Origin of the sequence: Enterococcus sp. FZMF (genome assembly GCF_030263915.1) — a bacterium.
Classification (GTDB): domain Bacteria; phylum Bacillota; class Bacilli; order Lactobacillales; family Enterococcaceae; genus Enterococcus_D; species Enterococcus_D casseliflavus.
On the sequence record NZ_CP127160.1, the window covers coordinates 743,095 to 764,563 of the forward strand.

The window sequence follows — 21,469 nt, forward strand, 5'->3', positions numbered from 1 at the left end:
AACCACATACCGTCAATCATCTTGTTGATTGCTAAAGTATTATTATTAATTGCCACGTCAAACAATTCATCTGATTTTTGAATACAAATCATTAAAATGGTAATTATGATATTGATTTTTGGGATTCTTTTCCAGCTGGAATGGACGAGTTAGCGAAAATTTTTAGAATGGTTGTCATGGGTGAAGATACCGTAAAAGGAATTGCATTAACTATGGAAATATTGCGGATGCTGCGACTATAGCTAAAGAAGCCTTAGAGGCGTTCTGTGACTTACTACAAGAAGAAGGAAAAGGTTGCTTTAAAGATCCAGAAAAAATTGCCAAATCATTCAACGTGCAATTACCATGAGCTATCGTTTAGGTAGACTTGCACAAGAATCCATCAATGTCGTTCTAAGTGTTCTTGTACGTGAAATTCGTGCGCTTGAAAAGAACATCAAAGACTTGGAAAAGCAATCAAGCAATTATTTGTCGGCATTCGAGAATATCAATATTTGCCCGGTGTTCCAGGTATTGGAAAGGTGTACTCCACTTAATTAATCGTTGAAATCGGTCAAATTGAACGATTGGAAAATCAAACAAAATTGGCAAAATATGCAGGCTTATATTCGAAAGTCAAACAATCTGGTAACTGTCAGTCATAAAATACACCTCTGACAAAACAAGGGAATCGCTATTTTGGATACTACTTAGTTAAAGCTACCAACTCTATAAAAAAGTATCTTCCTGAATATAAAGTTTTTTATCAAAGCAAATGTAAAGAGGTCCCAAATATAAACACAAACGAGCAATCGTCTTAAGTTACGCGTCTTGTGGATACGCTACTACGTAACCATCGACTCTACGCGTTGCCAAGGAGAGTAATAGGTAAATAACATTCTGTTATTGACGCAAACCCTTGAAATCCCCTGTAAAAAATTTGATTTTAGACGGAGCTAGTTAAGTGCGCTTCAAAACAGGTTACACAATAAAAATATTTTCAATCTTCAACTTGACTTATTACCATTAGATTTATTGACAAGAGCCTTTAAAATATATCTATTTTCGGTTTTTTATATTCAACAAGAAAAGACAAGATTCTCGAAGTACTGGAAGATTCTCGTCTTTTCTTTCATTTCATTGTTATTTAAGAGTTATCGTTACGATAATTTTGTCCATTTATTTTCTTAAAATCACAACTAAATTTTATCATAAAAAAATGATTCCTATAAGTTAGACTAAGAATCTAACTTTTGGGGATCGGTTCAAAAAGTCTAGTTTCTTTATAAATTCATGAAATTATCAAATTCTAAAAATTCATTATATCCGAGAATGATTGAGGAAGAGAACAAATCTCTTGTCGAAGAAATAAAAAATGCACGAGAAAAAATTGCTTCTTTCACTGAAGAAAAAGAATATCAAGTCGGAGAGTAGTTAGCAAAAACGTAAGATTCAATCACCACTTTGGAGAATACGATTGAATCATTTAAAGGGAACATTTCTGATAATCAAACCAAAATTTCTGATATCGAAAAGACGATTCAGTTGATTGAATCGAAAATTGACGAATTCAAAAAAGGTGTGTGAGATAACATGTCAAAGAAACGAATTCCGGTATTTTTAGACACGGAACATGAAGATGCTTTGAAAGAATTAAAAACCTATCTGCCCGTTGACGAGGATATTAAAGATAGTCCGATGATTCGATATGCGCTGCTTGAATTACTTAATCGGGTGAGAAAAGAAATAAATTTCGAAAAAAAAGTATTGGATTCTTTGTCTTTATTAGAGATTATGACCAATGCAAAATTGGAGCAAGATCATACCAAAATACAAGACCTTTTTTCTTCTGATGTTTATCAAGAAGCAGTCACAATGAGTAAGAAAGTTGTTCGAAATAAGAACTATCGCTTTAAAAACAGGAAGGACGAATCAAAGAAAGAAGAAAAGAAAAAGGTCAAATCTGTTCAAGAAGATGTCAAAAAAGAACGTGATTTTAATGATATTGTTTCCCAATATTTACCAAAATAATTGAGGGTTGATGGTGGCACCTAGGTGGCACTTTTTACAAAAAGTACCACCTAGGTGCCATCGGTAGTGGTATCTGGGTGCCACTAAAAAAGCCGCAATGATATCACTTTGAAATCTCTTAAAACCCAATAGGCACAGCCTATTTTCCACCTTCTAACTAGAAGGTGGGGGTATCTACCTTATGCTCTTTCCCTTTTTTTGATCTAAAAGAAGCAATCGATTTACCTGTTCCTTCCCTTTTTTATCAATATTTTTTCCTAAACGGTGAGTATAATTGTCGCTTTTCATTTTTATTTTAATATTCAAATTGAAGACAAGGAGTTCGGTTATTTGATTTATACAATTAGTGACATTCAAAAATTATGTACACCAATATTTTTAGAATGGAAAATAAAAAAAGCTTTTCTGTTTGGGTCATACGCTCGAAACGAAGCAACAGAAAACAGTGATTTAGATATTTTAATCGACGGTGAAGGGTCTTTGCTCCAAAATATATTTGATGTGATTCGGTTAAAAAGTAAATTAAGTAGCGCATTAAAAAAAGAGATCGACCTTATTACACTACGTGCAATCAACGCAGAAACAAACCAAAAAAGAAACCCACTTCTCAAAGAAAATATAGAAGCAGATTGTGTAATGATTTATGATTTTAAAACGAGCGACTCATTTAAAGTAAAGGGTTGAAGCGCAGATACCATTGATCAATTTTTACAAAACTTTTGATTAGTTAGAGAGAAAAAACTTTGCAAAATAGTTTACTTTCGTTATGATAAAAAAGAGAAATGGCGTACAGCGTTTGCTGTGCAGACGCTGTAGGATTTTTGCGCTAGCAAAAAATCCTTGTAGCCTTTCTGGTGTCACTTCAGCTTGCTGTGCGAGCTGAAGTGACCGTGAACCCCCATTTACTAATAGGGGGGTTAGGAAACGACTTCCTACATGTAACGAGGTCAGAAAAACCTTAGTGCTGCAAGGGATTGAGCAATTTTAAAGTTGGTTACATTTTTGACCGATAAAAGTTGAGAATGTAACCAACTTTTTTAGACAGAAAATCGCAAATAGTTTTAATGTAAAAAAACGATCGGTACTGATTGCTGCATTTTGATTTTTTCAAAATTTCTTGCTATAATAAATGTGCGAAGCGATATTAAAGAACAAGCATGTTTACACCAAAAAGCCCTCCTACTGCGAATAGGAGGGCTTTTTTTGCGCTGTTGCGACTCCAGCGTTGGGGCCAGAAGGCAACTGCTTCGACTATCGGCTAATCGTCTAGCCAGCGATCAACTAGTAAGAGTACTAGACCCACGAATAGTGGAGCGATAATCAGCGATATTAAAGTTTCTAGCATATTTACACCCCCTCACGGGGCAGTTGCCATTAACGAGTATAACATGAACAATTCAAGTGATCAGTTGTTTCTTTATTTTCTATTGTCTTTATAATAATCCATAAAAAGAGGAGTTGATATTGTGCACGGTGCAGAGGATTCTCGGCTAACCTATGAACTTTCCCGCTACTTGACCAATACAGAATGGGATCGAATCGAACGAACCAAAAAAATTTATGAAAGGATCAAGAGTGAGGAAGAACTGAACCAACTCAGTAAATCCACAAAAATCCCTTTCGACCATTTACGGCTGATCATGCAAGGTGAGATCATAGCGGACGACTATATACCAAAATTACTAGAAGAAAACATGTAGTTTTCTTACTACATGTTCCTCTACTTTGATTGCTGCATTCAATCGGTTTCGCTTGGCAAAGCGAATTCATGTATACTAAAAGAAAAACAAACGAGGTGGCACCCTTGTGACAACGGACAGATAACCAAAACAAATGTTGACAGTAAAAGAACTTGCTGAACTTTTTGGTATCAGCAGACAAGCTATGAGGAAACATGCTGACAACCTAGAACCAACGTACCTTGCCAAAAACAGCCAAGGGTATAAGACAGTTCTGTGGTCGGGAGTGTTGCACCTTGCTGACAAGCTAGGACGTGGCTAGGACGCGCTAAGTTGCTTGAAGCGTTCGAAATTCCTGACGTAGCAAGCTCTGACAGTATAGAAACGAAGTTGTTTACACAGTTGCAACAAAAGGATGCACAAATTGATCAGCTACAGTCATTATTAGCCCAACAACAAAAACTTCTTGATCAGCAACAACAACTAACTTTGCAAGCGAACAAACAAATACTGTTTCTGACGTCGCAGGAACACTTCTCAGAAGATTTAAACAAAGAATGCAACAATGATACCAAAAATTTTAAAACGTCTCAAAGTGGTTATGAGACCCCCTCAGAACATAAGGGGAAATTTACTCCTGAAAATGAAGTCGTGCGACTGAAACAAGAAGGACAGAAGAAGTGGTGGCACTTTTTCCGTGAAACCTAAGATAGCGTTGAAAGGATGAATTGTGTATGTCGTTTTCAGCTTACGTTGACAGCTATCCTGTGACTGCGTATATCGTAGGTCACCTTGGTTTATCAGTGGGTGATTTTTGTCGACAGTATGAATTCGATCCCACAATCGTCACGGGCGTCACGGGGTGGCGAACAGCGAATCGTTCCGTTTTCTCCTTGCCTGCTGACTTTGTGGAATGCCTGGCTATTACGTCCGACAAAACAGCGGATCAAGTCCGCTACATTTTACGCTTGTTAGAAAAGCAACATTTCGCTTATCTTGCGACGAGTCCAGTTTGGAACATAACACCGTTCCAACTCGTCCCCCCGATTTCTTCACAAAAGACCCAAAGAGAAGAAGCTTGATTTACCGACGTTTTAGGCTCCCAACATAGCTAGACCAATTGAAAATCACAAAGAACGCCCGTCAATCGTTTGATTGACGGGCGTCTTGTGTTAACTAATATTTAAACTAACTGAGTTAATCCAAAAGTGTTATTGTTGCGATTGCTGTTTTCAATATGATTAAGTGCTTTTTTGTTGTTTCAACTTCTACTCTCATAGAATCTTCAAAAATATTTATTACTGTACCTCTAATATTTTCTATTTTATCGTTTAAAAATAGAATGTCTACTTGTGAGCCTAATAATACTTTCATTTCTAAATACCTCTTATTTCCTTTCAAGAATCACTTTTTTAGATGGCATATTACCATGTATTATAAACTCGAATATGATCCAGAACTTCCTCTGTCGTGCTTACTTGCTTGATATAAATTGCATACCCACTTACCCATTCATAACCATTTCGAACATTTAAAGCCTTATAGCGCTTATTATAATAGTCCCCAACTGCTGCTCCTGTAGCAATTTTATGCTTTCTATAAGCTGCAGATAGAACATCCACTCTGTAAGCACGTGTGCGATTAAAAACTGGTATAGGATCTTCAACAGTATATTTATATACAGATCCAACTTCTTCTGTCGAGTAACCATATTCTTCTAAAATCGAGCTAATTGTTTCTAAGTCTTCAACTTTTTCTAAAACTACCGTTTCGTTGTCAATAGTAGCAACCTTCGTTTCTGAAGCTTCAACATTTTTAGAAAACAATACGCCCAAAGACAAAACTACTCCCAATAAAAACAAATATTTCTTCATGCACAACACTTCAAACTATTGCTAATTTTGATTGATTTGATTCCACTTATCTTTCGCATTAGTAAAAACATATTTAACAACTTTTATATCTTCACTAGAAACTGTTTTTCCAGTTGTTTCGTCTATAACGTTAAAACTCGAATCCATGTGTACCGTTTCACTGATATTTCCGCTTTTTGTCCATGTCACTTGAAAATCATTGTCATTTCCATCGTAATCAACTAATACGCCATTTTCATAATCTGTAGCTGTAATAGGAAGACTGGCTGGCACTTCGAATATATTTTCAGTATTAAGTTCAACAACAGAATACCCAATATCATTTTCATTGGTAGTATACGTTCTCCCAGTTTTTTCCCATGTTGAAACTTGGGAATACAAATCAGAGAGTTTATTGTTTTGGACTGTAGCAAGTCCTGTAACTCCCCCACTCAATACCACAAAAAACAAAATAACTACAATCACCATTTTTTTGAGCACTTCATATTTTTCTTATCTTCTCCTTTCTTTCGAATTTCTTACTCGAACATTTAATATTTTGAAAAGTTTAAATATTGTGAAAATTATATCGAATCAATATATTTATATCAAATAAATTTATCGAACAAGCAAATGGACTATAAATCCGTCCACTTGCTTGTTCTTGTTAAGGATACATCGGAATGGGACTATCTGAAGTGGTTTCCAATGACTGAAGCCAGTCAAATTCTTCGCTGATTGAGGTAAATGGACTCTTCCCTCCCAGATTTGGACTGCCAGGGGGGCAAATCGATCAAGCAGAAGTGATAAAAGAGTTTGATGCCCAACTGGACTATTTAACTAGGCTTGGCTTAACTATAAGCTACTTTGATACGCATATGCTGCTCGAATTGTATTATCCGGAATTAATCCCGATTTTACGTGAGTGGACGAATCAAAAAGGCTGATTAATCATCTTGACTGGTACGATCTGAGACAAGACCTAGTACCTCACAGCGTTCCTACTGTAGAAACCGGTTTAAAGCTTTGTATAGATTGGCTGAGTGAACGAACGGAAGACTATCGGTTTACGTTGATGCATCCAATGCTGCCTAGTCGTGAGGAATTGTCATTTACCAATAGTCGTTCATCTATTTATTGATTATGATATGTTGGTTGAATTACTGAATACCATGAAAGACAATGGCCATTTTGAAGAATTCAAACAGCTGGCAAAAGAGGAAGATATTTTCAAGAAAGCTACTTATGGTGAGGGAGATCCTAACAAAGAGAAAAAATCATTTTACGAGGGCCGAATGTACGGGCCGGATGGCATATATTATCGATTAGGAAACAGTATCCTCCAAGAACTGAAAAAGGAAAATGATTCTTCCCAACAAGACAACCCTTTCCGTCCGTCTTCGCTATCAGGTAAACAAAACCCTAACAAAGAAATATACAATAGAATGAAACAGGAGTACTTCAAGGGGAAAGAAACGAATGAAAGTCGATCACCGCCAAAGCGAAATCCAAATGAGCGAATCAAACCATTTAAGGAATCATTCAAGTATCGTCGGTCGGTCACAAATCAAGTCAAACACCTGGAACGGGTGACGAGCAATGAATTTGATCAATTCAAAAATAAAGTAGCTTTTGAAAAGCTGCAGCGTGAAATCGAACAAGCAAAAATGAGTCAAGAGTCAGACCTATTCAATTAGGAGAAAGAGGAAAGTCATGGAAAATTATTACTTTATCAATAGCGTGGATCCAGAGAACCAAATGATGCGTATTCAAGAAGTGGGTGCTGGCGAAATGAGTGCGCAACAGGTACGTATCACGAAAGAGGATGTCGATGTTTATTCTTTAATGTTGGATGAAGCAACGCAAGAAGGGGAGCCGTTGATCGTTCAGCTGGATCTAAAATAAAGTCAAAATCAGCCGTAGAAAAATTTTTTTCGACCAGTACAAATAAAAACCGATTTTCTTTTTTTAGAAAGTCGGCTTTTAATAACGAAGCTAATTTAGTTGAAGTAGTTGCTCAATAATCGAAGAGCTGCCTGGTAAAAATAAAAGTAGACTACCTATGACTAACAAGATCCCTAAAACAAAACAGGCTATTACGAATTTGGTTGATCTAGATACTTCTTTATTTGAAACACTTATGATCAACAAAGTTATACCGACAGCTAACGTTAAAAAATACCAAAATCCCATTGTTATCGCCCACTTTCTTTGAATAGTTTTTACTTTCAAACTGTTTAATAAATTTTATCATAGACAAGAAGAACTAATCCTTGTACAAGAAAAATATATGTAAAGTTTAAACTTTCTTATACTAAATAAACTAAGTATTTAGAAAATTGATCGTAAACCACCTTCAAGGAAACTGATAGAACAATTTAAAAATTGTTAGAGTTACTTTCAATTAGTAAATAGCAGAATAAAAAAAATAAGATCGGCGAAAGCCGGTCTTTTTTTGGAGGGAAATTTGATGGAAGAATAGGACAATAATCGACAAGAAATAGACAATAGTCGATTAGCAAGAGCAAAAAGAAAGTTGGAACGTCTGAAGAGAGACTACAGTTCGCAAATTTCAAGAGTCTTTGACCATCAAGCACAAACAAACGGTCAGCCGAGCTGGTCTATCAAGTAAACGAGGGCGAACATCAAAGAAAAAAGTCTCTCGAACAGTGACTACTTTAATATGAAAAGAGGAAAAACGTGCGATTATTTGATGTTCACCAATTTGAATTACCTGAAAAAGAGGTGATTGATTGGGATAAAACCAAAAGAGAGATCGGATCGATGTTCTCTAGTTATCTTGTTTCAAGAGAAAGGATGGGATTGACGAGGATGTCGCCGATCCATTCAACGTATTCGCTCTTAGACCAAGATATACCAGAAATCAAACACTCTAGCTTTGTTCAAGAAAATCAGCAGTTCAAACAAGAGTTTCTTTATTTTCACCACTTATTTTCTTTGGGTCTGACGGCCATTAGCCATCCATATAAACCAGAAATCACCGATCGGAGACGAAAGATTTTTTTGATGCGTTTTGTCTACGGATTATCAATCATGTGAGCGATCGGATCCATTATCAGAAAAATGTGATCGTCGATGATTCTCAATCCAGCTTACTGCAGTTTGCGAATGCTTTGTCTATTTTAGCTTTAAAAGAACAAGAGATCTCTGCCTGATGTTGGTACTTTTTTCTATTGATCACTTCGGGTTGTGTTCACAACACGGTTTCTGAAGGAGCGGTGGTGGTAGCTGGAGCGACTGAAGGAACAAGCTTATTGGCTTAAATAATGTTGATAAAAAAACGCTAAAAACCTTGATAAATATAGGTTTTCAGCATGGGTTATGGTATAATATGAGTACAGTAAAGTTTGTGACGGTGGCTATCTTTTGGAAGGTGGTGATGCTTATGAAAGTAAGTGTTCACTCTTTAGAAAGGAGAAGCTTTTTGTCTGTAGCTGAAGCATTAGGGCTAATGATTAGTTTCGGTTCTTTAATTGCAACGATCATCTTTGGCATCCTAACAGCAGTGAAAAATGACAAAAAAAAATAACCGTCTACTTTAGCAGGTCACGGTTATTTTCGTTTAAATAATAGTACTGCCACCGTCTTAAACGGTGCTGTAGGGGAGTTGTTCGCGCAACTCCTCTTTACATATTTAGTATAGCAAGATTTCAGTGAAATATCAACCTTTTGCTCTACAGACGTGCCTTGCACGTCTATTTTTTGGCCCTCTTAAGTGGTGGAGGCGGCTGGAACATGGAGGGCAAAAAAGATCACTTTTCTTTCTTAAAAAAGGTCTAATTGCCACCATTGTTCCGAAATATAAACAACCATTTTCTCGGTATTCTTAATCCATCAGGTACTTGAAACACCTTTCATACGCATGAAGAAACTGAGTGAACAATGAAAAATGGTACAACAGAAAATAAGGGCACCTTTTTAGATCTTTTCAGGAATCGAAGGATTTCGTTTAGGGATGGACCAAGGTGGCTACCGATGTGTTGGGTATTGTGAGATCGATGGCCATGTCAGAAAAAGTTATCAATCAATTTTTGACAAAAAACAGTAGGTAGAAATGCATGATATCACAAAACTTTCAGATGAATTTATTCAAGGAATAAAAGGTTTTTCAGATACTATTTGAAATGGTATATTTTTAAAAAAGGAGGATTTTAAATGAAAAAAGTTATTTGGTCAATGCTTATTTTAGGTTCTGTTATTGGTAGCACATCAATCGTATCAGCAGATTCTATCTCTAATAGTGAGGACACCGTGGAACTATCTCCTAAGTAGGAACAAGTTCAAATAGCAGTCGAAAACAATGATGTATTATCGGAGGTTTCATGGGCTTTAGATTATACACAACCTGTACAAATTCAAGCATTAGCAAAAGCGGTAAGTGATTACAGTCATTCAGATTATTTTTCTTCGGTAAAATGGATCACTAGAGATGGTAAAGTATCTTTGAGTATAACTCCTAAGGCTATATTAACCAAAAACCTTCCTTCAGGAAATGGAGGAGCTGCACATATTGGTAACGCTTGGAACAAATTATTGCCTAAACATAAAAATGATAAGAATTGGAAAAACACAAATGGTATGCTAGATCAATATTTGTGTCATGCACAATGGGCCAGTGGTATGAAAACTCCATGGAATATTGAGCCGTGGAGACCAGATGTTAGCTATGCTGCTACTGTTGCAAAGGCATGTAATCCTTAATGAGAATAGTAATTAAAGTTATTTCAAGTATTTTTGCTTTGATCTCGATTTTGCTTGTATTATTTTTGTTTAAAAATCAGTTGACCTCTGGATCAGTATTTTCATATAGTTATTATGAAAAAGAAATCTCTGCAAAAACTTCAGTGACTACTAAATCAGATATTAATAACTTTGACTATGTACTATTTACAAGAGAATCTTGTCCGTATTGCAATGCATTTGCTCCTAAACTATTTTTATCTTCTCAATATGAAGATAAAAAATTCTTGATTATAGATACGGACACAAAAGAAACTAATCCTTCTACTTTATGGTATATTAATGAGTTAGAGATAACCGAAGTTCCAACTACAGTAAATATGAAAACTAAAGAGCGCTTATCTTATACCGATCAAATTGGTAGCATAAATAATTTTTTAGAATAGAGGTTGATTTGATGTTAGAAAATATCGTTTTTTTTCTTACTGTTGTCCCATTTTTGCTACAAGTGTTTTTGTTACTTATAGTCTATAAAAAGGATAATAATCGAGAAAAATATAAAAATTACTTACTTTATATAATTACTATATTGAATATCATTTCAGTTCTTGCATTTTCTGTAATGCAAGGATACCTTGTAGATGCATACGTAATTGAATCAACATACGTAATGTTCGTCCCTGCAGTCCTAACAGGAATCGCTGCTTTAATTACATTTATAAAGATCTAATTATAAAGAGGACAATTATTGTTCTCTTTTTTGTTAGGATAGGGTGCTCTTGATATTGTTGATTTATTGTGCCGCTAAGACAAAAATAGATGAGAATAATATGGTTTTCTATTTTCAAGTTTAATACAAAAGGGTCAGAAACTTAAGGGTTTATGAGCTCTCTTTGATTGCTATAACTATAAAAGAGTTCAAGATAGAATATTCTTTAACAGTTTTTCTATGCTAAATTAACCTACAGTGAGAGTACTAACTATGCTATTAATTCCTATTTACTTAGAAATTATGAGTAAACAACTTGACCTTATATAGATGGTTGTCTATATTACATATATAGACAACCATCTATATAAGGAGGGTCGAAAAATGAATTATGAATCTCTTTCATTAGTATTAAAATCTCTAGCGAATCCAAATCGTATGAAAATAGTAGATGTGCTTTCTTGCAGTAGTTTGTGTGCATGTGATTTACTTGAATATTTTGATTTTACGCAGCCTACACTTTCTCATCATATGAAAGTACTTGAAAAAGCGGGTGTCGTTTGTGTAAGTAAAAAAGGGCAATGGCACCATTATTCATTGAGGGAAGAATTTGTTGTAGAATTTATGGAATCTATTCAACAATTACTTGTAAATAATGAAGACAACTGTGTATGCAAAGTAAAAGAAGAATCTAAGTAGGAGGAAAGTAAAAATGAAATCAAAAGTTAAAGCTGAAGGGTTAGGCTTTTTTGAAAAGTATTTAACTCTATGGGTAATTTTGTGTATGATAATCGGAATATTGATTGGACAGTTTGCTCCAGCTATCCCTGATACATTAAGTCAATTTGAGTATTTTCAGGTCTCAATTCCAACGGCTATTTTGATATGGTTGATGATTTATCCTATGATGTTAAAAATTGATTTTACCAGTATTGTTCGTGCTGCTAAAAAACCTAAGGGATTAGTTATCACGTGCGTTACTAATTGGCTTATTAAACCGTTTACGATGTATGGCATTTCAGCACTCTTTTTTTATGTGATTTTCCAACAATTGATTCCAATAGAACTAGCAAAAGAATACGTCGCTGGTGCGGTTATTCTAGGAGCTGCACCATGTACAGCGATGGTTTTTGTGTGGAGCTACCTAACAAAAGGTGACTCTGCCTATACTTTTGTTCAAGTCGCAATCAACGATTTAATTATCCTAGTATTATTTGCACCTATTGTTGCTTTTTTGCTAGGCGTTGATAATGTAAGGGTCCCTTTAGCCACTTTATTACTGTCAACTGTTCTATTTGTAGTTGTCCCACTGTTTTTAGGCTTCATTACTCGAGTGTTGATCATAAAAAAAAGAGGTTTAACCTATTTTGAAAATGTCTTCTTGAAGAAATTTGATTCAGTGACGATTATTGGTTTATTACTAACTCTGATCATTATTTTCTCCTTCCAAGGTGAAAGAATTATTTCCAATCCATTGCATATTTTATTGATCGCAATTCCTTTAACGATTCAAACGATTTTAATATTTACAATTGCTTATAGTTTGTCAAGATTTTGGAAGTTGCCACACAATATTGCTTCTCCTGCTGGAATGATAGGAGCAAGTAACTTTTTTGAGTTGGCAGTAGCGGTATCAATATCACTTTTTGGATTACAGTCGGGAGCAACTTTAGCAACAGTCGTAGGCGTACTTGTGGAAGTGCCAGTTATGTTAATTTTAGTTAAGGTTTCTAATAAAACAAAAGACTGGTTCATAAATCCGGAATCTTTGAGTGAAATCAAGAACGTATAAAGGATAGGTGTGGAGAAATGAAAATCATCATTATTGGATCTGTCGCTGCTGGAACAAGTGTCGCTGCAAAAGCAAGAAGAAATACTGAAGATGCAGAGATTGTTTTGTATGATAAAGATATGGATGTGTCTTACGCAGTTTGTGGGATTCCATATGCAGTGGGGGGAGAAGTGGAAAACTTTGATGAACTGACGCCTCGTAATGCTGAATGGTTTAAAAAAAGGTACGACGTAGATATTCATACCTCTCATGAAATAACTCAGGTTGACTATGATAAAAAATTGGTGCACGGAATCAATCTAATTACAAAAAAATCATTTACCAATAATTTTGATGTTTTAGTATTGGCCACAGGATCGGTTTATAATACCCCAGAAATATTTGTTAATAGACATTTTGAGAATGTTTTTCAGGTGAAAAATATTTCGAGTGGGAAAAGTATCAAGAAGTTTGTAGATGAAAACGAGCCAAAAAAAGCAGTTGTCATTGGTGCTGGATATATTGGTTTAGAAATGGCCGAGCAGTTACAGAGACTAGGTCTTGAGGTCTCGTTACTTCAACGAAGTAAATATCCCATGTCCCATTTAGACTGGGACATGTCTTCAAGAATCATTAATGAAATGAAAAGGAAAAACATTGCCTTTTTCCCTGAAGAAACCGTCAGAAAAGTTAACGGTGATGGTAGTCTGAAGTCTATTGAAACGGCTAAAGGAACTATCTTTTCGGCAGATATTTTTGTATTAGCTACCGGAGTAAAGCCGAACACCGCATTAGCAAAATCCATGGGAATTAAATTAGGAATTACCGGAGCTATAGAAGTAAACGATAAGTTAGAAACCAATTTTCCAAATGTTTATGCTGTAGGTGATGTTGCAGAAAGTTTTGATCGCATAACTAGGCGACCAATTTATCGACCTTTAGCTTCAACAGCCAATAAAATGGGAAGGATCGCAGGAGATGTTATTACAGGTGGCAATCTACGACACAAGGGAATCTTAGGAACTGGTATTTTACGATTCTTTGATTTAACAATTGCTCAAACTGGTCTCACAGAAAAAGATGCTTTAGCAAATAATATAGCTATTACTACTTTATATAATATTAAACCTAATAAGCCGGACTATATGAATGGTAAAGAAATGGTGATCAAAGCAATCGCAAATAAAGAAAATGGGAAGATACTTGGGGCTCAAATCATAGGTTATGATGGGGTAGATAAGCGGATCGATGTGCTTGCTACTGCTATTTCATTTGGCGCAACTGCTGAAGATTTATTTCACTTGGATTTAGCATATGCTCCACCTTTTTCTACAACAAAAGATCCCATTCATTATACTGGGATGGCTTTGAACAACGATATAAATAATGATACCCCGTTAATGACCCCTATAGAGCTATTGAGAAGAATTGATGGCGGCGAAAAATTACAAATTATTGATACCAGATCAAGAAAACAGTTTGAAACTTCGAAAGTTGAGGGAGCAATTCACATACCTTTAGCTGAGTTAAGAGATCGATATGAGGAATTGGATAAAGAATGTGTGACAGTAACTTATTGTAATAAAGGCGTTACTGGAAATGCAGCACAAAATATTTTACTGAACAAAGGATTTAAACAAGTTTATAATTTATCCGGAGGAAATAAAAACTATCAAGAAGTTTGTGAAACGATACAAACATTATGATAGAATTCTAAATATTGGAATAATTAGGAAGAAACTTATTTTGAGGTTTGATGTAACATTTGTATTTTTTTTCAAGCTTCATTTTTTTATATATTATGGACTATTAGAGGTGAAATTGAAGATGGTAGATTTAACTAAAATTGAATACCGAGTTTTGATTTCATTATATGAATGCGAGGGAGGGATAACAAAACGTAACTTTGTAAAAAAATACCCAGAATTTAAGCTGAATACAGCTTATTTAGTTATTGATCGGCTAGTAGACAAAGGGTACTTAGAAATGAATTACTCAAAAAAAACTGAATTATCAGAAAAATTGTTTAGTCCAATCAAATCAATAACTGATTTCTATTCTGATATGTTTGGTATTTGCGCTGTTGATCGTACGATGAAAAAAGTAATACGTGAACTAACTGATTATAGTCAAACAAGTTTTATTCTAGATAAAATAAGAGAAGAAAAAAGATATGCAAAATAAATTTATATAGTTGGAATGAAAAGGTAAAATCTCATACTTATAGTCTTAGTATACAGTCAAAAAGAAATGGAGAAATGTCTATGGGACTTTTACATTTGCTTTATGTAATATTGTATTCAATTATAGTAATTAGCTTACTTATTTCCTATGATTTATTTGTAAAAAATTTTAAGAAACTCCATTTACGATATTCTTTTAAAATAATTATTGGTTTAATATTATTTGTATCGCAAATGTATTTTACACTCTCAGATTTTCCACCAACACTAAATATTATAGAACCTAAAAAATTAAAGTATTTTACCCGTGGTGCTAGTTAATTTTTTCCTAGAGGAAAATGTCTAAACATGTTGGTAAATCAACAAAAAAACGCATATAGTAGTCTCAAAACTCCCAAGAAATGAGGACTACATATGCGTTCATCAAAATATACTGAACATTATACAGATACTTTTATAACATTCAAGGAAATTATGAGAACTGTTTCTAAGGTTCTGTTGCAAAGTTTTAAATCTACTATCAAATAAGGTAGAATAATAGAAAAAGATAGCAGGAGGAATGACGATGAATCATTTTAAAGGAAAGCAATTTCAGCAGGATGTGATTATTGTAGCCGTGGGCTACTATCTTCGTTATAACCTTAGCTATCGTGAAGTTCAAGAAATCTTATATGATCGTGGCATTAACGTTTCTCATACGACGATTTATCGTTGGGTGCAAGAATATGGCAAACTACTCTATCAAATTTGGAAAAAGAAAAATAAAAAATCCTTTTATTCATGGAAAATGGATGAAACGTACATCAAAATTAAAGGAAAATGGCATTATTTGTATCGAGCCATCGATGCAGATGGTTTAACCTTGGATATTTGGTTACGTAAAAAACGGGACACACAAGCAGCCTATGCTTTTCTTAAGCGGTTAGTGAAGCAGTTTGATGAACCGAAGGTTGTAGTCACAGATAAAGCCCCCTCTATTACAAGTGCCTTTAAGAAACTAAAAGAATACGGCTTTTATCAAGGGACAGAACATCGTACCATTAAATACCTGAATAATTTGATTGAACAAGACCATCGTCCAGTAAAGAGACGCAATAAATTCTATCGAAGTTTACGCACTGCCTCTACCACGATTAAAGGCATGGAAGCCATCCGAGGATTATATAAGAAAACCCGAAAAGAAGGCACTCTCTTCGGGTTTTCGGTCTGTACTGAAATCAAGGTATTATTGGGAATCCCAGCTTAAATCATAGATACCGTAAGGGATTTTATTCTTTATTTAAAACTTTGCAACAGAACCCTTTGGTTACTCTTATCGCTGCAAAGTACAGTTCATTTTTTGTTGTTGGGAAAATTTTCTGGATTTATTGCATATCACTTCATCCGACTAAAAATTTTTGATTCCCATAGCGAAGTTCGTTTTTGTTCCTTAGGAAAAACTTGACTGATATACTAGTTTTGAAATGACGAGTAACTCTGTACTTCATCAATAATCAAGTATTGAATTTTAATTGTATACTTTTTATGCTTGAGGGATGTCTACTGTAATACAGCTACTGCAAAAAAAATCAGTACACTTATTTTCTTATAAAGGATATCAAGAACTAAGCTCAATGGTATGCATAGAAAAGAAAAAGCCGATAAAATGAGATTTTGATATCTCGAATTATCGGCTCTGCGTCTTTGCGTCTGGCTCTGTAATTACAGTTATTCTAAACTTCGTTATTTCAATTAAAATTTCTTGTCTGCATTTAGGACAAAATAGAGGGAAATTTTTTAATTCAGTATCTTCCCTCATTTTTAAACGGGTCTTATTGCCACATATAGGGCACAGTATCCACCTAGTATTTACAATATCTATATCCTCCTGTTCTAATTAACAACTCAATATTCATTTTAAAAATTTCTCTTTAGTTCACTATCAATGTAAGTTGATTTTATTAAACATATGCCTTACTTTGTCTATTCTATTATTTGGACGACGTGGTTGGAAAGCAGACTTAATGTTAGTAACCTGATAACCTTTTAACTCTGTTAAACAGACACTGCGTCCATTTGTAAAGAAAGTTAAACTGTTTCGATACTCTTGAATACAACGGGCTGGAATTTCACCAATGAGAATGACCTCGTTACCTTTTAACTTAGTATTTAAAATATTTGCACAATATTTGGAAGCATCATTATATGCTCTCGAAAGATATTCTTGTGGTACATAAATTTCGAAGCTAAGATATGGCTCTAATAACTCTGTACCACTCTTTCTAAAAGCCTGCTCTAGTACAATAGGCGCAAGCATTCGGAAATCTGCTGGCGTACTGACAGGGCTGTAATATAGACCATACTTAAAACAGATCTTACAGTCTGTTAATTTCCAACCGTACAATCCTTGTTCACACCCATAGCGTATACCTTCCATAACTGCATTTTGAAATGATTGATTTAAATAACCTAGAGAAACCAGGCTCTCATACTGAATGCCACTACCCAAAGGAAGTGGTGTTACAGATAAACCAATAGAAGCCCAGAAAGGATTTGGAGGTACTTCGATATCAATGGTAAATTCAGATTTTTTTAATGGTCTTTCCATATAAATGACAGTTGGTTTTCTTGTTTCTATCTCAATATGATATTTTTCTTGAATCAGAGTACAAGTTACCTCCATTTGGACCTCACCTAAAAAAGATAGCACAATTTCGTGAGTTACTGTATCTACATAATATTGTAGAAGGGGATCACTATCGGATATTTCAAAAAGTGCATCTAGTAACTTTTCTCTTTGTACTGATTTACATGGTTCAATTGTTGTTTGTAACATAGGAAGAGGATTCTCAAGAATTTCTCTATGTGGTAATCTTTTTTTATCTCCAAGTACGTTATTTAGTTTTAAAAGCTCATTTTTTAAAATAATAATCTCACCAGGCTCTGCCTTATCTATCTGGCGTAATTCTCCATTTATTGAAGTATACATTTCTGTAACTTTTATTTTTTCCTTTTCTGATATATTGACTGAGTCTCGCAAATGTAGCGTTCCACTATAAAGACGTACATAGACAAGCCGTTGACCATCATCTGAATATTCTACTTTAAAAACATTTCCACAAAGTTTATCTGAATTGAGTTGTGTGGGTGAAAATAATTTGCTAGTAATTACCTCTATAAGTTGTTTAATTCCAATATTATTCTTTGCACTTCCGTGATAAACAGGATATAAGGAGCAACTTTGAATTCTTTCGTTTTCCTCCTTTTCAAGTTCTGCAATATTCAATGTTTTCCCAATGGTATATTTTTCTAATAAATAATCATTTCCCACAATTACTGTCTCCCATTGTTCTGGTTCAGTATAATCTATTACATAAGGTTTCAAATTTAGATTCACAGTCTGCTTAATTATGATGTCGTCAGAAAGTTTGTCCTTAATATCTTGATAAACATCTGGCAAATTTATTCCATTTTGATCAATTTTGTTAATAAAAAATATTATAGGTATGTTCATCTTTCTAAGTGCATGGAATAGTATACGAGTTTGTGACTGTACTCCATCTTTTGCAGAGATTAGCAAAATAGCTCCATCCAAAACAGATAATGAACGGTATACATCTGCCAAAAAATCCATGTGTCCAGGAGTATCTACAATATTTACTTTAACATTTTCCCGTTGAAAAGATGTTATTGCGGTCTGAATAGTAATACCTCTCTGGCGTTCCAAAAACATAGTATCCGTTTTCGTTGTACCGCTATCTACACTTCCTAACTCTTTAATTGCTCCGCTACTGTATAGTAAGCTTTCTGTCAAAGTAGTTTTTCCTGCATCAACATGTGCTAAGATACCGATATTAATAATTTTCAATTTTATTTCCTCCATTCAAAAGCTCAAAAAGCAGAAAAAATCCCAGTGATAAATACTCTTATCACTGGGATTTTAATACAAAAATAGCTGTATACTACACACTGATAGCCACAGATGCTTTATGATAAAATGATAAAAGTATTCTTAAACTGGGCACAAAAAACCAGTCCTTATTTTAAATAAGGATGCTTAATTAATTATTCCCGCTATCTAATTGACAGTTTATTTAAGAATACCTTGCCGCATTTTTATTATCTCCTTTTGAATGTTATCTTAATTCTATCATATGATAGAATGCTTGTAAAGCCAACCATATTTTTTGAACGAAAGGGAAATTAATGAGAAATTAATGGAAGTTAGTGTAGTAGTTGAAGATAACTCTTCAGAATGGCTATCAAAATTCAGCGATTTAATAACGATTTACAAGTTCATAAGGGATTCTTTATTCATCCAGCTATTATATTACTTTTCAGGTCAATAGGACAACTGTCCACAACCTTTCTACAAATATATTACGTATAATTTTTGAAATATATACTGCTTAACAAAATATTTTGCAGTGGTTCCAATAGTTTTGAATTGTTAATATTAAGTTTGACTTGGAAAATATCATTAAAAGGGTTCTGTTGCAAAGTTTTAAATCTACTATCAAATAAGGTAGAATAATAGAAAAAGATAGCAGGAGGAATGACGATGAATCATTTTAAAGGAAAGCAATTTCAGCAGGATGTGATTATTGTAGCCGTGGGCTACTATCTTCGTTATAACCTTAGCTATCGTGAAGTTCAAGAAATCTTATATGATCGTGGCATTAACGTTTCTCATACGACGATTTATCGTTGGGTGCAAGAATATGGCAAACTACTCTATCAAATTTGGAAAAAGAAAAATAAAAAATCCTTTTATTCATGGAAAATGGATGAAACGTACATCAAAATTAAAGGAAAATGGCATTATTTGTATCGAGCCATCGATGCAGATGGTTTAACCTTGGATATTTGGTTACGTAAAAAACGGGACACACAAGCAGCCTATGCTTTTCTTAAGCGGTTAGTGAAGCAGTTTGATGAACCGAAGGTTGTAGTCACAGATAAAGCCCCCTCTATTACAAGTGCCTTTAAGAAACTAAAAGAATACGGCTTTTATCAAGGGACAGAACATCGTACCATTAAATACCTGAATAATTTGATTGAACAAGACCATCGTCCAGTAAAGAGACGCAATAAATTCTATCGAAGTTTACGCACTGCCTCTACCACGATTAAAGGCATGGAAGCCATCCGAGGATTATATAAGAAAACCCGAAAAGAAGGCACTCTCTTCGGGTTTTCGGTCTGTACTGAAATCAAGGTATTATTGGGAATCCCAGCTTAAATCATAGATACCGTAAGGGATTTTATTCTTTATTTAAAACTTTGCAACAGAACCGAAATGGCTATGTTCAATTACTTCAGTATGATTTAAGTTGTGGCGCAGCATTATTGGAACAACTCGGTAAACCGCTCAAAATCCTAAATTTTCCAGTCAATAATCAAATAGAAATAATCTGTAATACTTTAAGAAAGTCTTGGATTGAAATTCCGAATGGTACTAATCTCCAAGATGGAAAGGATATTTGCTCTTTCTTTTCCAATTTTTTTGATGGCCTGTACAAAGAATTTTCTACCCTGATTTCTAGAAAAACTATGGATAAAGTGCTTATGGTATGTGAATCTCGTTTGGATGCATTTATTCCAGAGAAATCTGTTTTGGTACACGGTGATCCTCATAATGCAAACTTATTACAGGATTTATATAGCAACGAGTTTAAGCTAATCGACCCAGATGGTATTTTTTGTGAGCCCGCCTACGATTTAGGCATACTTATGAGAGAATGGCCAGATGAATTGGTCGATAATCCTATCATATTGGGTGAAAAACGTTGTGAACTTTTAAGTAACCTGACAAATGTAGAAAGTCAATTAATATGGGAGTGGGGTTTAATTCAATGTGTAGCCACTGGGTTATTATTGGTGAAAACAGGACAAAAACAAGAAGGTATAAAGCTTCTTAATATTGCAGAATCATGGGCTAAACGCTTTTGACAACAAGGAGGTAAATCATATGCGATCAATACAAGATAGTCACAGCTTCAGGTCTAGGAGCGATGAAGAACTTCAGAAACTCACGTTGGGCAAGCTGAATCCCCATAACGCATACATTACTCTCGTCGAATACGATCCGAACTGGCCTGAGCTGTTTGAGCAGGAGGCTGCTCGGATTCGTTCCGTACTCGGCAACAAAGCGCTGCATATTGAACATGTGGGTTCGACCTCGGTACCAGGGCTGTGTGCCAAGCCAATCATTGATATGCTGCTGGTTGTGAAGGACTCTGCCGACGAGCTATCATATGTCCCAGCATTAGAAGCTGCCGGCTATATATTGCGGATTCGGGAGTCTGACTGGTTCGAGCATCGTCTGTTTAAAGGACCCGATACCGACATCAATCTGCATGTGTTCAGTTCGGGCACATCAGAGATTGATAGAATGTTACGTTTTCGAGATTGGTTACGTTCCAATGAAAACGACCAGGAGAAATATGCACAAGTCAAGCGAAGCTTGGCAAAGAATAAGTGGCGACATATTCAGCACTACGCGGATGCCAAAACGTCGATAGTCCAGGAAATCATGGAACGAGCGAATGCAATTAAGTAGTACGACAAACATACTTTTTATA

General features: G+C 34.9%; 28 protein-coding genes and 2 pseudogenes. 24 read left to right on the forward strand and 6 right to left on the reverse strand.

Going from position 1 to position 21,469, the window contains the following annotated elements:
- Positions 1–238: 238 nt before the first annotated feature.
- The 3 genes and pseudogenes from QN079_RS16650 to QN079_RS03590 all read left to right on the forward strand — a co-directional run.
- Positions 239–875 (forward strand): annotated as a pseudogene (locus QN079_RS16650) (transposase); the annotation flags it as partial.
- A 697-nt stretch (positions 876–1,572) separates the two neighbouring features.
- Positions 1,573–2,010 carry a hypothetical protein gene (locus QN079_RS03585; RefSeq protein ID WP_016612339.1) on the forward strand — a complete coding sequence of 146 codons (438 nt, stop codon included), beginning with the start codon at positions 1,573–1,575 and terminating at the stop codon, positions 2,008–2,010.
- A 330-nt stretch (positions 2,011–2,340) separates the two neighbouring features.
- Positions 2,341–2,694 carry a nucleotidyltransferase family protein gene (locus QN079_RS03590; RefSeq protein WP_289230390.1) on the forward strand — a complete coding sequence of 118 codons (354 nt, stop codon included), beginning with the start codon at positions 2,341–2,343 and terminating at the stop codon, positions 2,692–2,694.
- A 574-nt stretch (positions 2,695–3,268) separates the two neighbouring features.
- On the opposite strand, the gene QN079_RS03595 is transcribed toward QN079_RS03590, so the two are convergent.
- Positions 3,269–3,355, reverse strand: a complete 87-nt coding sequence (locus QN079_RS03595) for a type I toxin-antitoxin system Fst family toxin (protein ID WP_115224856.1) — start codon at positions 3,353–3,355, stop codon at positions 3,269–3,271.
- Between the two features lie 121 nt (positions 3,356–3,476).
- On the opposite strand from QN079_RS03595, the gene QN079_RS03600 reads away from it, so the two are divergent.
- The 3 genes from QN079_RS03600 (at position 3,477) to QN079_RS03610 (ending at position 4,771) form a co-directional block, all read left to right on the forward strand.
- A complete protein-coding gene (locus QN079_RS03600; protein ID WP_289230391.1) occupies positions 3,477–3,710 on the forward strand; it encodes a hypothetical protein in 234 nt (77 codons plus the stop codon).
- A gap of 312 nt (positions 3,711–4,022) precedes the next feature.
- Positions 4,023–4,397 carry a hypothetical protein gene (locus tag QN079_RS03605; protein WP_249686466.1) on the forward strand — a complete coding sequence of 125 codons (375 nt, stop codon included), beginning with the start codon at positions 4,023–4,025 and terminating at the stop codon, positions 4,395–4,397.
- Between the two features lie 26 nt (positions 4,398–4,423).
- Positions 4,424–4,771 (forward strand): hypothetical protein, encoded by a 348-nt coding sequence (locus tag QN079_RS03610; protein WP_213357269.1) that lies wholly within the window; start codon positions 4,424–4,426, stop codon positions 4,769–4,771.
- 115 nt (positions 4,772–4,886) lie between these two features.
- On the opposite strand, the gene QN079_RS03615 is transcribed toward QN079_RS03610, so the two are convergent.
- The 3 genes from QN079_RS03615 to QN079_RS03625 are packed head-to-tail and all read right to left on the reverse strand — an operon-like array spanning position 4,887 to position 6,031.
- The gene (locus QN079_RS03615) at positions 4,887–5,063 is read right to left on the reverse strand and encodes a hypothetical protein (RefSeq protein ID WP_010748115.1); all 177 of its coding nucleotides are present in this window, start codon (positions 5,061–5,063) and stop codon (positions 4,887–4,889) included.
- Between the two features lie 50 nt (positions 5,064–5,113).
- Complete coding sequence (locus QN079_RS03620) at positions 5,114–5,563, reverse strand: hypothetical protein (protein ID WP_229078527.1); 450 nt, start codon at positions 5,561–5,563, stop codon at positions 5,114–5,116.
- A gap of 21 nt (positions 5,564–5,584) precedes the next feature.
- Entirely contained in the window at positions 5,585–6,031 is a 447-nt protein-coding gene (locus tag QN079_RS03625) for a hypothetical protein (protein ID WP_010748117.1), read from the reverse strand.
- 284 nt (positions 6,032–6,315) lie between these two features.
- Here QN079_RS03625 and QN079_RS16590 point away from each other — a divergent pair, with 284 nt between their 5' ends.
- The 14 genes and pseudogenes from QN079_RS16590 to QN079_RS03685 all read left to right on the forward strand — a co-directional run bounded on the left by QN079_RS16590 (position 6,316) and on the right by QN079_RS03685 (position 16,152).
- A complete protein-coding gene (locus tag QN079_RS16590) occupies positions 6,316–6,489 on the forward strand; it encodes a ChbG/HpnK family deacetylase (protein WP_353957180.1) in 174 nt (57 codons plus the stop codon).
- 201 nt (positions 6,490–6,690) lie between these two features.
- The gene (mobL, locus tag QN079_RS03630; RefSeq protein WP_225582131.1) at positions 6,691–7,239 is read left to right on the forward strand and encodes a relaxase MobL; all 549 of its coding nucleotides are present in this window, start codon (positions 6,691–6,693) and stop codon (positions 7,237–7,239) included.
- Between the two features lie 16 nt (positions 7,240–7,255).
- Positions 7,256–7,447 carry a hypothetical protein gene (locus tag QN079_RS03635; protein WP_118214680.1) on the forward strand — a complete coding sequence of 64 codons (192 nt, stop codon included), beginning with the start codon at positions 7,256–7,258 and terminating at the stop codon, positions 7,445–7,447.
- A 795-nt stretch (positions 7,448–8,242) separates the two neighbouring features.
- Positions 8,243–8,602, forward strand: a complete 360-nt coding sequence (locus tag QN079_RS03640; RefSeq protein ID WP_225582132.1) for a transcriptional regulator — start codon at positions 8,243–8,245, stop codon at positions 8,600–8,602.
- Between the two features lie 346 nt (positions 8,603–8,948).
- Positions 8,949–9,092, forward strand: a complete 144-nt coding sequence (locus QN079_RS03645) for a putative holin-like toxin (protein WP_221928441.1) — start codon at positions 8,949–8,951, stop codon at positions 9,090–9,092.
- Between the two features lie 426 nt (positions 9,093–9,518).
- Complete coding sequence (locus QN079_RS03650; protein ID WP_139016457.1) at positions 9,519–9,611, forward strand: hypothetical protein; 93 nt, start codon at positions 9,519–9,521, stop codon at positions 9,609–9,611.
- Positions 9,612–9,982: 371 nt separating this feature from the next.
- Positions 9,983–10,264 (forward strand): DUF2599 domain-containing protein, encoded by a 282-nt coding sequence (locus tag QN079_RS03655; RefSeq protein WP_118214682.1) that lies wholly within the window; start codon positions 9,983–9,985, stop codon positions 10,262–10,264.
- Positions 10,264–10,689: a thioredoxin family protein gene (locus QN079_RS03660; RefSeq protein WP_118214683.1), complete on the forward strand. Its 426-nt coding sequence runs from the start codon at positions 10,264–10,266 to the stop codon at positions 10,687–10,689. Before QN079_RS03655 ends, QN079_RS03660 begins: the two co-directional genes overlap by 1 nt.
- Before the next feature lie 647 nt (positions 10,690–11,336).
- Positions 11,337–11,651: an ArsR/SmtB family transcription factor gene (locus QN079_RS03665; protein ID WP_289230392.1), complete on the forward strand. Its 315-nt coding sequence runs from the start codon at positions 11,337–11,339 to the stop codon at positions 11,649–11,651.
- Positions 11,652–11,664: 13 nt separating this feature from the next.
- Positions 11,665–12,744, forward strand: a complete 1,080-nt coding sequence (gene arsB, locus QN079_RS03670; protein WP_289230393.1) for an ACR3 family arsenite efflux transporter — start codon at positions 11,665–11,667, stop codon at positions 12,742–12,744.
- A 17-nt stretch (positions 12,745–12,761) separates the two neighbouring features.
- Positions 12,762–14,429 carry an FAD-dependent oxidoreductase gene (locus QN079_RS03675; RefSeq protein WP_213337177.1) on the forward strand — a complete coding sequence of 556 codons (1,668 nt, stop codon included), beginning with the start codon at positions 12,762–12,764 and terminating at the stop codon, positions 14,427–14,429.
- A gap of 121 nt (positions 14,430–14,550) precedes the next feature.
- Entirely contained in the window at positions 14,551–14,907 is a 357-nt protein-coding gene (locus QN079_RS03680) for a hypothetical protein (RefSeq protein ID WP_225582134.1), read from the forward strand.
- Positions 14,908–15,320: 413 nt separating this feature from the next.
- Positions 15,321–15,431, forward strand: a pseudogene (locus QN079_RS16655) (IS982 family transposase); the annotation flags it as partial.
- Positions 15,432–15,471: 40 nt separating this feature from the next.
- Positions 15,472–16,152: an IS6-like element IS1216 family transposase gene (locus tag QN079_RS03685; protein ID WP_001015311.1), complete on the forward strand. Its 681-nt coding sequence runs from the start codon at positions 15,472–15,474 to the stop codon at positions 16,150–16,152.
- A 420-nt stretch (positions 16,153–16,572) separates the two neighbouring features.
- On the opposite strand, the gene QN079_RS03690 is transcribed toward QN079_RS03685, so the two are convergent.
- Positions 16,573–16,767, reverse strand: coding sequence for a cysteine-rich KTR domain-containing protein (locus tag QN079_RS03690; protein WP_425268363.1), 195 nt, complete (start codon positions 16,765–16,767; stop codon positions 16,573–16,575).
- A 60-nt stretch (positions 16,768–16,827) separates the two neighbouring features.
- Complete coding sequence (tet(S), locus tag QN079_RS03695) at positions 16,828–18,768, reverse strand: tetracycline resistance ribosomal protection protein Tet(S) (RefSeq protein ID WP_002405437.1); 1,941 nt, start codon at positions 18,766–18,768, stop codon at positions 16,828–16,830.
- On the opposite strand from tet(S), the gene QN079_RS16595 reads away from it, so the two are divergent.
- The 4 genes from QN079_RS16595 to QN079_RS03710 all read left to right on the forward strand — a co-directional run bounded on the left by QN079_RS16595 (position 18,753) and on the right by QN079_RS03710 (position 21,447).
- A complete protein-coding gene (locus QN079_RS16595) occupies positions 18,753–18,878 on the forward strand; it encodes a hypothetical protein (RefSeq protein ID WP_193393255.1) in 126 nt (41 codons plus the stop codon). The genes tet(S) and QN079_RS16595 overlap by 16 nt on opposite strands.
- Positions 18,879–19,446: 568 nt before the next feature.
- Complete coding sequence (locus QN079_RS03700) at positions 19,447–20,127, forward strand: IS6-like element IS1216 family transposase (RefSeq protein ID WP_001015311.1); 681 nt, start codon at positions 19,447–19,449, stop codon at positions 20,125–20,127.
- A 41-nt stretch (positions 20,128–20,168) separates the two neighbouring features.
- Positions 20,169–20,837: an aminoglycoside phosphotransferase family protein gene (locus tag QN079_RS03705; RefSeq protein ID WP_289230394.1), complete on the forward strand. Its 669-nt coding sequence runs from the start codon at positions 20,169–20,171 to the stop codon at positions 20,835–20,837.
- 19 nt (positions 20,838–20,856) lie between these two features.
- Entirely contained in the window at positions 20,857–21,447 is a 591-nt protein-coding gene (locus QN079_RS03710; RefSeq protein ID WP_289230395.1) for a GrpB family protein, read from the forward strand.
- Positions 21,448–21,469 lie beyond the last annotated feature (22 nt).

Excerpts from the sequence above, each read along its gene's own strand:
- QN079_RS03685 (WP_001015311.1), top strand. The coding sequence starts at position 15,472 with ATGAATCATTTTAAAGGAAAGCAATTTCAGCAGGATGTGATTATTGTA.
- QN079_RS03665 (WP_289230392.1), top strand. The coding sequence starts at position 11,337 with ATGAATTATGAATCTCTTTCATTAGTATTAAAATCTCTAGCGAATCCA.
- QN079_RS03625 (WP_010748117.1), bottom strand. The coding sequence starts at position 6,031 with ATGGTGATTGTAGTTATTTTGTTTTTTGTGGTATTGAGTGGGGGAGTT.
- QN079_RS03615 (WP_010748115.1), bottom strand. The coding sequence starts at position 5,063 with ATGAAAGTATTATTAGGCTCACAAGTAGACATTCTATTTTTAAACGAT.
- QN079_RS03650 (WP_139016457.1), top strand. The coding sequence starts at position 9,519 with ATGGACCAAGGTGGCTACCGATGTGTTGGGTATTGTGAGATCGATGGC.
- QN079_RS03595 (WP_115224856.1), bottom strand. The coding sequence starts at position 3,355 with ATGCTAGAAACTTTAATATCGCTGATTATCGCTCCACTATTCGTGGGT.
- mobL (WP_225582131.1), top strand. The coding sequence starts at position 6,691 with ATGTTGGTTGAATTACTGAATACCATGAAAGACAATGGCCATTTTGAA.
- QN079_RS03645 (WP_221928441.1), top strand. The coding sequence starts at position 8,949 with ATGAAAGTAAGTGTTCACTCTTTAGAAAGGAGAAGCTTTTTGTCTGTA.
- QN079_RS03620 (WP_229078527.1), bottom strand. The coding sequence starts at position 5,563 with ATGAAGAAATATTTGTTTTTATTGGGAGTAGTTTTGTCTTTGGGCGTA.
- arsB (WP_289230393.1), top strand. The coding sequence starts at position 11,665 with ATGAAATCAAAAGTTAAAGCTGAAGGGTTAGGCTTTTTTGAAAAGTAT.
- QN079_RS03710 (WP_289230395.1), top strand. The coding sequence starts at position 20,857 with ATGCGATCAATACAAGATAGTCACAGCTTCAGGTCTAGGAGCGATGAA.
- QN079_RS03660 (WP_118214683.1), top strand. The coding sequence starts at position 10,264 with ATGAGAATAGTAATTAAAGTTATTTCAAGTATTTTTGCTTTGATCTCG.
- QN079_RS03635 (WP_118214680.1), top strand. The coding sequence starts at position 7,256 with ATGGAAAATTATTACTTTATCAATAGCGTGGATCCAGAGAACCAAATG.
- QN079_RS03700 (WP_001015311.1), top strand. The coding sequence starts at position 19,447 with ATGAATCATTTTAAAGGAAAGCAATTTCAGCAGGATGTGATTATTGTA.
- QN079_RS03610 (WP_213357269.1), top strand. The coding sequence starts at position 4,424 with ATGTCGTTTTCAGCTTACGTTGACAGCTATCCTGTGACTGCGTATATC.
- QN079_RS03675 (WP_213337177.1), top strand. The coding sequence starts at position 12,762 with ATGAAAATCATCATTATTGGATCTGTCGCTGCTGGAACAAGTGTCGCT.
- QN079_RS03585 (WP_016612339.1), top strand. The coding sequence starts at position 1,573 with ATGTCAAAGAAACGAATTCCGGTATTTTTAGACACGGAACATGAAGAT.
- QN079_RS03680 (WP_225582134.1), top strand. The coding sequence starts at position 14,551 with ATGGTAGATTTAACTAAAATTGAATACCGAGTTTTGATTTCATTATAT.